General features: G+C 34.8%; 10 protein-coding genes. 6 read left to right on the top strand and 4 right to left on the bottom strand.

Going from position 1 to position 13976, the window contains the following annotated elements; all coding sequences use genetic code 11:
• Positions 1-135: 135 nt before the first annotated feature.
• The 3 genes from K350_RS0101115 (at position 136) to K350_RS0101105 (ending at position 3687) form a co-directional block, all read left to right on the top strand.
• Complete coding sequence (locus K350_RS0101115; RefSeq protein ID WP_028978348.1) at positions 136-1461, top strand: hypothetical protein; 1326 nt, start codon at positions 136-138, stop codon at positions 1459-1461.
• 36 nt (positions 1462-1497) lie between these two features.
• The gene (locus tag K350_RS26870; protein ID WP_051312745.1) at positions 1498-3396 is read left to right on the top strand and encodes a glycoside hydrolase family 97 protein; all 1899 of its coding nucleotides are present in this window, start codon (positions 1498-1500) and stop codon (positions 3394-3396) included.
• A 66-nt stretch (positions 3397-3462) separates the two neighbouring features.
• A complete protein-coding gene (locus tag K350_RS0101105) occupies positions 3463-3687 on the top strand; it encodes a hypothetical protein (protein WP_028978347.1) in 225 nt (74 codons plus the stop codon).
• A gap of 25 nt (positions 3688-3712) precedes the next feature.
• Here the strand turns inward: K350_RS0101105 and K350_RS0101100 are convergent, their stop codons facing one another.
• Complete coding sequence (locus tag K350_RS0101100; RefSeq protein WP_028978346.1) at positions 3713-4672, bottom strand: ADP-ribosylglycohydrolase family protein; 960 nt, start codon at positions 4670-4672, stop codon at positions 3713-3715.
• Positions 4673-5127: 455 nt separating this feature from the next.
• On the opposite strand from K350_RS0101100, the gene K350_RS0101095 reads away from it, so the two are divergent.
• The 3 genes from K350_RS0101095 (at position 5128) to K350_RS0101085 (ending at position 8791) form a co-directional block, all read left to right on the top strand.
• On the top strand, positions 5128-6996 hold the full coding sequence (locus tag K350_RS0101095; protein ID WP_028978345.1) for a T9SS type A sorting domain-containing protein: 1869 nt from the start codon (positions 5128-5130) through the stop codon (positions 6994-6996).
• Positions 6997-7321: 325 nt separating this feature from the next.
• Positions 7322-8296: an NAD(P)-dependent alcohol dehydrogenase gene (locus K350_RS0101090; protein WP_028978344.1), complete on the top strand. Its 975-nt coding sequence runs from the start codon at positions 7322-7324 to the stop codon at positions 8294-8296.
• Positions 8297-8401: 105 nt separating this feature from the next.
• Positions 8402-8791, top strand: a complete 390-nt coding sequence (locus tag K350_RS0101085; RefSeq protein ID WP_028978343.1) for a DUF1801 domain-containing protein — start codon at positions 8402-8404, stop codon at positions 8789-8791.
• Between the two features lie 286 nt (positions 8792-9077).
• Here K350_RS0101085 and K350_RS0101080 read toward each other — a convergent pair whose 3' ends face one another.
• The 3 genes from K350_RS0101080 to K350_RS0101070 all read right to left on the bottom strand — a co-directional run bounded on the left by K350_RS0101080 (position 9078) and on the right by K350_RS0101070 (position 13782).
• Entirely contained in the window at positions 9078-10139 is a 1062-nt protein-coding gene (locus tag K350_RS0101080; protein ID WP_037573529.1) for a TIGR03032 family protein, read from the bottom strand.
• Between the two features lie 75 nt (positions 10140-10214).
• Complete coding sequence (locus K350_RS30630; protein ID WP_051312744.1) at positions 10215-12773, bottom strand: T9SS type A sorting domain-containing protein; 2559 nt, start codon at positions 12771-12773, stop codon at positions 10215-10217.
• A 211-nt stretch (positions 12774-12984) separates the two neighbouring features.
• Positions 12985-13782, bottom strand: a complete 798-nt coding sequence (locus K350_RS0101070) for a hypothetical protein (protein ID WP_028978341.1) — start codon at positions 13780-13782, stop codon at positions 12985-12987.
• Positions 13783-13976: the final 194 nt, after the last annotated feature.

Here is a 13976-nt window from a genome sequence, read left to right as displayed (position 1 = left end):
AATTACTCTGACTGATAACGGAATATATTCTATTAAAGGATCTGGTTCTGGTCCTTACCCAGAATTTTCTTATATAAAACATGAAAAGTTCCTGGAAAATTTGATACTACATTTAAAGTTAAGTTTGAATGCCAATTGCCTCCTCCATATTTTGAGGGCAAAAAAGTAAGGCGAGAAGAGCTTATCAATTTTGATGGTAAAGAATTGCTATTTGCCTCTTGTGTTGATAAAGAAGAACAGATTTTTCTGTTTGCTCAGCTTTCTAAGACAGGTGAAGTCAAGCCTTATAAAGAATTAGGAAGAATTTTTCTTGAAGGAAAAGATCCTGTGGAAGTGGTCATAATTAAAAAGAATGATAAACTCTTTATTCATAATCAGAATTCTAAGGCCAGAAAGAACCTTACCCACTTCTATACCTTTGTATTGAATAAAAATCTTCAGGTTGAGGTAACTAATAAAATAAAATTAGACCTTCCTTCTGAATCTTACTGGATTCTGAAATGTGAAATTGATAGACTTGAAAACTGGCATCTTCTGATTAAGAACAAAAAGGAGAAAGAAAATACTAATGGCGATTTTGGGAAAGGGTTTGAATATCGTTTGTATTCTCTTTTGAAAGGATCTTTACAGCAGGTTAAAATTGAGCCAGAGTCAAAAGAAATCAGGCAAATTCAACTGACATCTCAGGGAGATGATTTGATAATTAGTGGTTTTTATAATAACAGAATAGTTACAGGACCAAAAGATTGGCAAACAATAACTATAGAAAAGAAACAGTCTGGAATTTTTTATGGAAGAGTAAATACATCTGAACCTTTTAAATTAAAAATTATAACAAGTGATTTCGGTCCTGAGTTTACGGATGTTGAAGGAAAGAAGGACAGTTATACAATCTCAAATGATTTCTTATTGCAGGATATAACAGTAATGGAAAATGGCAATTCCTACATTTTTTCAGAAGATATATCAGTTGATTCTCCTAGCAATACTCCTATGCTTCCTGTATACTATTCGTCAAGTGGTATTTTTATGGCTGGTGGTTCTTCAGAGACAAAAATTTATTTTAGAAATATTTTAATTATAGAGTTGGATAAAGATGGAAATATAAAACGTCATATGGTAGTAAGAAAAAAGCAGGATGGGAAAGAAAGCCTTATACCATTTTGTTCATACTTCAAATCGGTGAAGAATGGAAAGATCAGATTAATATTTTCAGATGACAACAGAAATATTCCAGGACAAAAAAAGATTTTACATTTTAAAAACTCCAACTATGGCATGACGGTAGTTTGTACTATTGATGAACAGAGCAATGAGAAAAGGGAGGTTGTTGATAGTACCGATGATATAGGACTCATAAAGATTTCTGAATTAATTAAAAAAAGCGAATCAGAATTCATAGTATATAAATGCAATACAAGAGAAGAAACTTTTAAGTTTGGAGTTTTAAAGCTTGAGTAAATTTTATATGCATACTAAAATCTAAAATAAACTAATATGAAGCTTGAATCTCCTGATACGCGATTAAGTATATATATTGAGGAGTCGCAAAACGGAGTGATTCTTTTATGTGAATATCAAAGAAAGAATTTCCTTAGATGCAGTCTTGGAGGCTTTGATACTACTGAAGGAAAAATAGGTGAGCATTTGAAAATAAGAAATACTGAACGTATTTCTTCAAGGGAGAATTATAATCTATATTCTGGGAAATCCAGTAAGGCAGTTGGGACATACAATCAAATCATCTTGCATTGTCAGGATCGTTTAGGAAGCAGATATCATATCGATATAATTGTAAGGGCATATAATGAAGGATTGGCCTTCTGCTATAAATTTTCTGAAAGTGAAACGCACGAATTTCATATAATCAATGAGAACAATAACTATTCGTTAATAGCTTCAGACCTGACTTTATGGCCAATGTACCTTAATTCGTTTGCTACTAATTATGAGGAGTTGTATCATAAGCAGAGAATTTCTGAATTGGAATCTGAGCGATTAATAGCTTTACCATTTTTAGCTCAAAATGAACACCTGGCTATTGCAATTACAGAAGCTGCTCTCATTGATTATTCCGGAAGTTATCTGAAATGGGATATTGAGACAAAATCTATGTATAGCCTATTATCTCGTCGTTCAGATGATCTGATAGCTGTGAGAAAAAGTGGTTCATTTCAATCTCCCTGGAGGGCTGTGATGACGGGAGATCATGGCGGTAAATTAATTGAGTCAAACCTACTGAACCATTTGAATTATCCTTCAAAGATTACTAATGCTGAAGAGTGGATAAAACCTGGTAAATATGCCTGGGACTGGTGGTCTAATGCAGTGGTTAAAAAGGAAGGAATTTTCGGAGGTATGAATACAGATACCTTCAAGTATTATATAGATTTTGCAAGTTTATTTAACCTTGAATATATGCTTATAGATGCCGGATGGTACGGCAGTCATGATGATACAGATGCAGATATTACAAAATTTATTCCGGAACTCAATCTTCACGAAATAATAGAATATGGAAAGAAAAGAAATGTAGGTATTCTTTTATGGCTCAATTGGAATTGTGTAAAACGACAAATGCAGGAAGCATTTCCACTATACAGACAATGGGGAATTAAAGGAATAAAAATGGACTATATGGATAGAGATGATCAGGAGATGGTCTGTTTTTATATTGAAGTAACGGAGCTTGCTGCTGAGAATTTTTTGCTTGTCGATATGCATGGAGCCCATAAACCAACCGGCTTGTCCAGAACTTATCCAAATTTAATTACTCATGAAGGTGTTAGGGGAATGGAGTATAACAAGTGGGCTAATACAATGCCTTCTCATCATGTAACAATACCATATACAAGAATGCTTGCAGGTGCGATGGATTTTACTCCTGGTGCATTTCGAAATGTATCTGCTGACAAACATAGGTCGGAATGGCAGGAGCCAATGGCTATAGGGACAAGATGTAGTCAGCTTGCAATGTATGTTGTATATGAAAGTGGGTTACAAAGTCTATGCGATCATCCGGATGCTTATTATGGACAGCCAGGGTCAGAGTTTTTAAAGATTGTACCTGCTTCATGGGATGAAACAAAGTTTCTGAAAGGTGAGGTAGGACAATACATTGTATTAGCAAGAAGGAAGAGAAATCAATGGTTCATAGGGGCCATGACAAATGAAGAGGAGCGATTTTTAGAAATTGATTTGTCTGTATTGGGAGAAAAATTATTCAATTACATTTTATATAAAGATATACCAGAGTCAAAAGTTAGTCAGGAAAAGCTTGAAGTTGAAGAAGGAGCGTACTTAAATGGAAAAACTCTTATGATATGGATGGCGCCAGGTGGAGGGATGGCAGGCATTCTGAGTATAATGGATAATGATTCAATTCTGGAAAAATGAAAGTAACTTAACTTTTAATTTTTGGTTAGATAAAATTAAAATACATTTGAAGTAAATTAGAAAGTTATGAAAAAGAATTCACTTTTGGTAATCATCATTTTTGCAGTGCTTGGTGTCTTTGCTTATGCAGTAACAGAGCATTTAAAATTGGAAGAATGTAAGAAAGAAAAAGAAAGTAGCCGTAACACTTCATTTAGTGTGATTAAAAATTTAACAGAAGAAAATCATTTATTGCGAGCTGCAAATGATTCACTTCAAAATGAATTGAAAAGTCTCAAACAACAGAAATAGCTTTTTCTTAAGATGAATTAGTGCTTTATGAGTACATTAAGTCTAGTCGATTAGCAAGATCGTGAATATATTTTCTTTTTGTGAGTTTTTCAATCCAGTTGTCAGGAATAGATTTATAACCATAATATAGACCAGCCAGCCCTCCTGTGATGGCTCCGATAGAGCTGGTATTGTTACCAAGATTTATTGATTTTAGCACAGCCTCTTTGTATGAATCAGATTTTAATAAACACCACAGTGAGGTTTCCAGTGATTCTATAACATAATCTCCTGATCTTAAATTTTCTATGGAACAAATACTGATATCAGATTGAATTAACCTTTCAAAGTATTTTGTCTCATTTTTATCAAAGCCTATAACATCCCAAAGTTCCTTTATGTCAAGCCTTGTCCGATGATAAGCATCTGATTTTTCATGACCGTTTAAAATGTATTCTGCCACTTTTAAATAAATCATACAACACATGGCAGCCCTGATATGGTTATGCGTAAGTGATGAATTGTTCCAAATGATATCAAATTGAATTTTAATATTTTTCACTCTAATTTCATATAATAAAGGAAGAATTCTCATCAAAGAACCATTGCTATTGTCAATACCAGAAGTGTAAGAGAATAAAGATTGATTTCCTTCCTGACTTTGATTTATTATCTTTTCTAGTCTGGATATTGCTCTAACAGTTGAATTGTTATTGTTAAAAATATATCCTTTCGCACTCTTACAAGATTCATTTTTCCACCTTATAAAATTTGTAGCTGTTGTTTCCAGATCATAACCATTCGCAATGGATTCAGCCACACAAAAAGTGAGAGCACTACTATGTGACCATGTGCCCGAAGGCTGATTATATGCTTTAAAACCAACCATATCAAAAACAGGATTTTTAAACATATCAATCCTTTCCATAGATTCAAATGGTATCCCAAGTGCTTCTCCTACAGCTATTCCAAAGAGAATGTCTTTAGCAAATCCTTTTATATACATAAATAAATAAGCTAGACTTTTGATCCTAAGTATTATTAATTCATTGATCCTATGTGTCTTATATTAAACCGTGTTTTGGGCATTTGGTTAAAACCAATGAAGAGGTTGAATCTGGCAATACACAATGTGTAATTGAAAACTAATGTATTGTATTGAAAATCTTTACGTTAAATATTTTGAGATCATGAGAAAAATAAACAACTTGTAATCAGATAGAATAATGGTGATAATACTATCCGCAAAATCACTGTTAAAATTATTAAATTATAAGTTCCAGAAAATCAGACAAATGTTAGATTCGATTGCATTCTTAAATATGTAGAAGGCAACTAAGATTATGTAAGCGGCGTATCAAGCTCTCTACAAAGGGTTTATAATATTGGTCCTTACCACTTTTGTATTTATTCCTCTGATTATTAAGTTGAATTAGTTTTTCTTTCTAAATCTTTTATTGCATGATTAAAACACTACGATGGATATTTGTGATTTTTTCAATCACATCTTATGCCCAGAAACCGACATTTACCGCCAATGATGTTGTTGAACCATATTCAGGAATTTTTGCATATGGTACAAACCCGGGTTATTACAGCGGATTTAATAATAATGCACCTACAGACAAATTGTTATCAGACTTAATGGAAAAGGCAGGATTATATTCCATGCGTCCAAAGCTTAATGATAAGTTTGTTGAAGATTATGGAATAAATGTGAGGCTTAGCGAGTTTAAATATTATGTTGAGAATAAAAAAATGCATGATATTACTTTGTTTCTTGACGGCGATATTTTAGCATCTCATCAATCTACTGAAACTATTACATGTGGCACGAAGACTTTAAACAGTCAGGTGTTTAAGAATATGTATCTTCCAATCTGGGATGCTAGTGATCCTAATAAAACTCCGATAAATGAGAATAACTATTATGCAAATTTTGTATATAAAGTTATTCAAACCTATGGGGATTATATCAGATTTGTAGAGGTATGGAATGAACCGGATTTTACCTATAGCGGTCTTGGTGATAAAAACAAAGGGGAGACTGGTAACTGGTTTGACAATGATCCTAATCCTTGTGATTTGCCCAATCTGAATGCTACACTACCTCAGTATGTTCGTTTGTTAAGAATTACCTATGAAGTTGTAAAGGCTTTAAAGCCTAATCTATATGTGACTACAGGTGGTATAGGATATGCAGGCTTTTTAGATGCTATGCTCAGAGTAACTGATAATCCTGATGGAGGAAAAGTTTCAACAGAATATCCTTTAAAAGGCGGTGCTTACTTTGATGTATTAAGTTATCATTCATATCCACAATACAACCAAAGAACATGGAACAATTCGAAAGGTGATTTTGATTATTTCAGACATTCAGATAAAGCAGTTCAGGCCATGTTGGATCAAAAAGACAAACTTAATAATGTACTTGATAAGTATGGTTATAATGGAACTACATATCCTGAGAAAATATGGATTATCACTGAAACCAATATTCCAAGAAAGACATATTCGGATGCAACATGGATAGGGTCTCCTGAAGCACAACGAAATTTTGTTGTAAAAGCATTTGTAAAGGCTCAGATGAATAACATCGTGCAATTATATACATACAAGCTTGGAGATGATACTGATGAATCCGCTAGTACTTCTCCGAAGCAGGGAATGGATTTAATGGGAATGTTTTATAACCTTAATACAGCAACACCTGCAACAGCTAAAATTACTCCTGCCGGAGTTGCAACAAAGTCGCTTACCTGGCTTATACATGGAAGTGTTTATGATCCGGATAAAACACTAGCACTTAACTTGTCTGCATCTGGAGCAGATGGAGCTGCATTTACAAAGGGCAATGAAACTTATTATGTATTGTGGGCGAAAACAAAACTAGATAGGAATGAATCTGCTTCTGTTCAATATACACTTCCTGGTACTCCTGAAGCGGGAGCTATGGTATATAGCTGGGATTATTCTACTACTAACAAAGGGCAAGCGCTTACTGCCAATATAATTACCTTAACAGGATCTCCAATAGTAATAAAGGCAGATTTTACTTCAGTTACATCGGGCTTAAATGTCACTGCATTAAAGGCTTCTGTTAAATTTTATCCTAATCCAGCAGATGATTCTTTAACAATTGAAAGTAACAATGAGGTAGGATATTTATCCGCAGATTTATTAAAAGCAAACGGATCATTAGTTCGTAAGATTGATATGGGACACCAATTGCAAAAGACATTAGATATATCAGATCTTAATTCAGGTATATACTATCTGAAGTTTTCTAATGGCAAAAATACCTGGGCACAGAAACTTATAATAGAATAATAGATTAAAAAAAGATATGAAAAAGCCCCACCATAACATTTGCTTATGGTGGGGCTTTTTCATATTCCGAGAAATAGGATTAGTTCATTTTAAATTCATTCTGCTTCCACATTTTTTAAATGATTGATTGGGCTGTTATATTTCAATAGACAATAGATTTTTAGTATATATTGTTCAGTGTCCTAGATTTTTATGTGTTGTTCAGTCAACTAAATTCCTTATCTTACAGACTTAGCAGAACATCATAATTTTTCATCTATTTCCCAATTAAAAGCCGTGAATCAATAAATTTAATTAATGATTAACTGAAGCCATCATGAATTTTATGAAAGCAATAACCTACACCAGATATGGTAATCCGGAAGTTCTTCAAATGAAAGACGTAGAAAAACCTGTACCAGGTGACAATGAAGTGCAGGTAAAGATTTATGCGGCTTCTGTAAATTCATGGGACTGGGATTTGTTAAGAGGTAAGCCGTATTTATATAGGTTATTATTCGGTGTATTCAAGCCTAAGTATAAGATTATAGGATGTGATATAGCCGGGAGAATTGAATTAATAGGAAAAAATGTTAAACATCTTAAGGCTGGAGATGAAGTGATGGGAGATATATCTGCATGTTGGGGCGGTTTTGCGGAATATGCTTGTGTTCCTGAAAAATTGCTAACACTAAAACCTTCTGATCTGTCCTTTGAACATGCTGCTGCAATACCTCAGGCAGGTGTGCTTGCCTTACAATCTCTGTATAATGATGTGTCAATTAAGCCAGGTGATAAAGTACTGATCAATGGTGCCGGTGGAGGTGTGGGGACTTTTGCGCTACAGATAGCAAAATCATTTGGGGCAGAGGTGACTTGCGTTGATAGTTATCAAAAACTGGAAATGTTGTGCAACCTGGGAGCTGATCACGTGATAGATTATAAATATGAGGATTTTGTGGAAAAGGGTTTTCGTTATAATTGTATAATTGATGTTATTGCTGATCGGTCTGTCTTTTCATATAAAAGAGTTTTATTGCCTGGCGGAAGACTGGTAGTAATAGGAGGAACTATACCATGTTTATTACAGGTGGGTATTCTGGGAGCGTTGATTTCTGTAATTGATGACAGGAAGCTGGGTATTCTGATACATGAGCCGAATAAAGGCTTGGACCTTCTGTTGGACCTAATTAAAAAGGGTGTTGTAAAGCCTGTTATAGATTCTGAATATAATTTAAAGGATGTTCCCCTGGCATTGCAGCGTTTAGGCGATGGTAAAGCGTTGGGGAAAATTGTAATTAAAGTGAGTGAGGAAGGCTAATTGGTGTTGATAATTATTGATTCCATTATTTAGAGAGCTCTCCTTATATAGGAATTCTGCTTGAACATTTTATCTTAAAGAAAAGTATGAATTAAAATTTAAAATATGAATAAAGATACTCAAGAATACAATGATTTATTATCTGCTGAAGATAAAGCGATCAGCGATTTGCTGGCAAAGGAAATTAATCGCAATTTGCCTGAAGCTGAAAATAAAATATGGCATAGACATCCTGTATGGTTTTTAAACGGAAATCCTATTGTTGGTTATAGTAAGTTGAAAAATTGTGTCCGGTTATTGTTCTGGAGTGGACAATCATTTGAAGAAGATGGCTTGCAGGTGGAAGGAAGTTTTAAAGCTGCAGAAGTTCGATATACATCCGTAGAGCAAGTTAATAAAAAAGACCTGAAACGCTGGCTTGAGAAATCAAAAGTAATTCAGTGGGATTATAAGAATATTGTAAAGCGCAAAGGTGTCCTGGAGCGGTTAATCTAAATAAGAAAGGCAATAATGGCGGCTAATTTTATCGCTGTCTATATTTGTCAATAGCATTGGTTATAATGTCAATTACTTTTTTCTGTTTAAAAATAGCAGCATTGTGATGATTTTCATTTTATTGAAAATTAAAGAGTAATATAGGATGTCCTACAATCTTAGAAGCATAGGTTTCTTTGTGGCAATTATAGAGTTTCTTTGTATAAATTTCTGCTATGGATAAATGAATCAGTTTTGGCTTGTGGATTTTCTAAAATTCCCATTGTAAATCATTAAAGATGTATCACTAATCATTTATTGACCAGAAAGAATTGGTTTCTGTTACAAGAGCTCTGCGGTGTTCTTCTCTGAGTGTATTGAGAATAGCCGGTCTTCGGAGATCTTCTAAGAATTGTACATCATAAATTTCTTCTACACTGTTTTCATAATTAATATATCCAATCTTGTTCCCGGTTGGAAGGTGAATTGCTGCAATGCCACAGGAGAGAGGCTCCCGGGTTATCGGCAAATCCCGAAATGTACTAGAGGTCTGACGTATCTTTGATAAACCGATAAAAAGTATGTCATCTTTTTTACACATGCCTCTTAAAAAACCATTTAATTTAGTAACAACATCATACTTGCCTGTAGAAGTATCTATACATATTAATTCACCCGTAGCAGAGCATAAGGCATACAACTTTCCATCATAAAGTCTTGGTGAATGTGGCATTGGCAAGCCCTTTACTATAATTTCTTTAGACTCCACATCTATCAATACACCGCCATTTAGGACATTAGATCTCCAGGCTTTAGGGCTATTGGTCGTTCCTAAAGCTGTTACATACTTTGGTTTCCCTTTATCCATTGCCATACCATTCAAGTGACATCTATCGTCAGGAGTGAGATCCGTGATGAATGATGGAATCCACTTGCTTTTAAAGCTATAATCTTCATTGATTAAACTCAGACAGGAGAATCTTGTATTCACTGCCCATAATCCTTCATTTCCCCAAGCCATATCATGCAGATCAATCTCTCCACTATAGTATGTAGCACGAGGAAGATAAAGCCCATCATAAGATCCAGGTTTTGTTCCGTAATTCCTTGCAAGGTCATTGGAGTTAGCTAATACTTGCACTTCATATTGAGTAGCTACAGCTAGCTTATTCTGGTGCACTGCTAAACCCATTGCCTTATTGAACTGGCGTGGGAGCTGGATTATTTCTTTATTATTTATTGAACTGATAAATATAAGTTTGCCAGCCTGGTAGGTGGTAATAGCTAAGGTGCCTTTTAGGTTCCATAAAAGTTCCGGAACGTTTGAAGAAATCGAGCAGGAGAATGGTGGCAAAGACTGTGTGTTCATTATAAGATGTTTTAACAGAAAAAGGACATAGGTTATCCTACATCCTTTTCTGAAATATTTAAATATTAAATAAATCTATTCAATTACAAGCTTTTTCATTCCGATCTTTCCATCCTGAGAGAATTCAAGCATGTAAATTCCGGCAGTAAGTCCTTCAAGACTGATGATCTGATTATTCACTTGATTTCGTCTTACAACATGTCCTGAAAGATCCAGTATGCGAACCGTTACAGATCCTTCCAGATTCATCATCACCGTTTCTTTCGCAGGGTTAGGGTACAACTGAATAGCAGAAGAGAATTCGTTTTTGTCAGCAATTCCGGTTTCCTCAACATTTTCTATAGTAATGTCAAAAATCCTTTCCAAGCTTAATCCTCCCTGATCCGTTGATCTTACCCGAATAGTATAAATATCCTTCGTTTCAAAATCAGGACTTTCAACAATTTGTAATTTGTCTCCCACTATACTAAAAGATGAATTATCATCATCACCAGCACCCACAGCAAGTGTATATTTGAAATTGTCCGTCTCATCAACATCAGTTGTTGCCAAAGTACCAACTACTGAATTGGCAGGCACATTTTCATCAAGAGTTGTTGAGCTTATGTAAAAATCAATTGGAGCTTCGTTTACATTATTAATATTAATGGTAAATACTTCTTCAAAGCTTAACCCTTTTTGATCTGTTGAACGCACGCGTATACTGAAGCCATCCATTGTTTCAAAATCAGGACTTTCTTTTACCAGTAGCTTATTTCCAACGATAGCAAATGAAGTATTGTTATCGCTTCCGGTTCCTTCAACTAACGAATATATAAATGTGTCTTCAGCATCCGCATCAGTAGTTGTGAATGTTCCAACTTCTGTATCTAAAGGAACATTTTCGTCAACTGTAGTTGAACTAAAAGAGAGATCCGTTGGAGCTTCGTTTACATTAGTAATGCTTACTGTGAATGCTTTTTCAAAACTCAATCCTCCCTGATCAGTAGAACGCACACGGATGCTATAGCTATTCTTTGTTTCAAAATTAGAACTTACTTTAATTTGAAGTTTATCATCTGCAATTGTAAATGATGCATTGTCTGTATCACCTGTACCAACTGCCAGTGTATAAGTGAAAGTGTTGTTAATATTAACATCTTCAGTTGTAAATGTGCCAACAGTTGTATTGGTTGCTACGTTTTCATTTACAGTGTTTTCGCTAAGAGCAATACCTGAAGGAGCTTTATTTGCCTCAAATCTTTGAGCATATACTCCATTTGCGCTACCATCCTGATCGGCACTGGTCCAGGCAATGATAAAGTCATTATCATTATCAATTGCGACAGAAGGAGTGTTTTGTGAACCTGTCGTGTAAGTATTAACTTTGAATTCTTCTCCCTGGGTGATGCCTGCAGAATTAAAGCGTTGAGCATAAATTCCATTATCACTTCCATCCTGACCAAAGCTAGTCCAGGAAATTACAAATTCATTATCGTTCATTGCAACTGATGGAAATGTTTGTGAGGCTGTAATGTAAGTGTTAGCTCTGAATTCAGTTCCCTGTGCAACTCCATTAGCATTAAATCTTTGAGCAAAAATTCCATCACCGCTTCCATCCTGTCCACTACCTTGCCATGCCATTACAAAATCTCCATCCTGATCCATTGCTACTGAAACTGACTTTTGGCTATTATCGGTAATTGTATTTGCTCTGAATTCAGCTCCCTGAGGAACTCCATTGGCGTTAAATCTTTGACCATATATACCATAGGAACTACCATCTTGATCGCTTTGCCAAGCAACGACGAAATCCCCATCATTGTCCATTGCGATAGTTGAGAATCGTTGAACTCCTGTTGTGTAAGTGTTAACATGTATCTCACCAGTTTTAGCAGCTCCTGTGGCATCAAAACACCTTGCATAAACTCCATACGAAGGATCTGCATCATTAGGACTACTCCACGTAACAGCAAAGTCCCCATCACTATCCATAGCTACAGATGACGAATATTGGTTCCCAGTTGTAGTAGTATTTACCTGAAACTCAGATCCGATAGCTTGTCCAGCTGCATTGAATCTTTGTCCAAATACCCCTCCTGAATTTCCATCCTGACCACTACTTGTCCAGACAATTACAAAATTACCATTATCGTCCATGGCTATTGCCGGATTGCTCTGTCTGCCAGGAGTGTAAGTGTTTACTATAAACTCTGCTCCCTGGGCCACTCCTTGAGCGTTATATCTTTGAGCATAAATACCATATTCTGTAGGGGTATCTTGCCCTCTGCTTGCCCAGGTAACAACAAAGTCACCATCGCTATCCATGGCTGTTTTGGCATACATTTGGGTACCAGTGGTGTATGTATTTACTCTGAATTCAGTACCTGCAGGCAGAGTCTGAGATGAAGATTCTGTTGTTGTCAGACTGATACCGGCAGTAGCTGCCAATGCCAGGCTTCCATATTTTAATTTGTTTTCGATTCTTGATAATTGCAATTTTAATTTTTCCAATCTTCTTAGAAGTTTGAATTGCTTTTGCTTGCTAAGTTCTTTGAATCTTCCTGTAGAAAAATTTTTGTTAAATCGTAGTTGCAGCTTATTGAATAAAGCCAGTACGCGATTGTAGTGATAGTTAAGTAGAGGTTTTTTCATGTAATTCTAAAAAGGTAATTGAACTTTGCAAGATACTAAAGAAGAGTTATTTTTTTGAAGAGTGGTTTGAATTTTTAAAGAAAGTAAATAATCAATTGTTTTTTTGGTTGATACTTAATTGATTCGGGTGTTGAATATGGTGTCTGAAAAATGAATTTTAGTAGTTTTAAAAATGCAGTCTAATCGTTTAAATTATGTTCTTAGGTTCATATCACCATCCCGTCACCAATAGATTTCTGGCGGCTTTTTCACTGCATTTCTGATACTTAGAATAAGCCAATGCAGCTCTTGTCCTTATTTTTTCATTCGATTCATTATTTAGATATCCAGTTATAGCATCGTGAATAGTATATGCTTCCGGACACATAAATCCTGTTGTCCATACTATTGGATTAACCTTTGCAGATTTTAGATGAGCTGAGTAATAATTTTTACTGATGCATGCTAAGATGATTACATCTCTTGTTTTATTATCTGTATTTTTGAAAGCTTCGGATAATTGAAAATCCATGAGTCCATTGTGCCCTATATATGCCGCTAGTTCTGCGTTTCCTGATATTCCAATTACTTTATTATTAATCCTTATTGTATCTTTCAATTGACCTGAACTACTTCTGAGAAAGTCAATGGTACATTCCTTGATGTATCGACCATTATATGCATCTGCAATCAGATAGTAATTTTTAGTAGTATGCTTAAATACTAACCTTTCCAGTCTAGTTGAATCTATTTTTTGAACCTTTATAAGTTTCCATTCTTTACTCTTCTTAAAGTAGGTTTTTATTCCAAATCCACAACTCCAATATAAATTGTTATTAGAATCCTGACCATTACCAATTTTAGCAGGTACAGGTACAATTCCCTGATATTTATTATCACAAAGAGCTACGAAGATGTGAATGGTTTTAATTGTTGAGTCAATTTGAGTAGAGGAGTCTGGTTTTTGAATTATTTGAGAGTTACTTCCAATGGCAAAGCCTAAAAGTATGAAGGTTATTATTAGTCTCATAAAAGTTAATAGTTATATTAAAGTATCATATTGTTAGTCATTTGATCATCCAGATACTGAGTTTATATCCTCTAATTTCATTTGTTAAATCAGCTTCTATTCGAAAAAATGAAAACGGAAGAATAATTTTACTGGCTATGACTAGAATTGGATCATGGTAGGAAGGATGTTACCCGTCGAACAGACATAATTCA

It is taken from the genome of Sporocytophaga myxococcoides DSM 11118 (assembly GCF_000426725.1).
GTDB lineage: Bacteria > Bacteroidota > Bacteroidia > Cytophagales > Cytophagaceae > Sporocytophaga > Sporocytophaga myxococcoides.
Note: the sequence above shows the minus strand (reverse complement) of the source record. Positions and strands in the feature narration are given on the sequence as shown.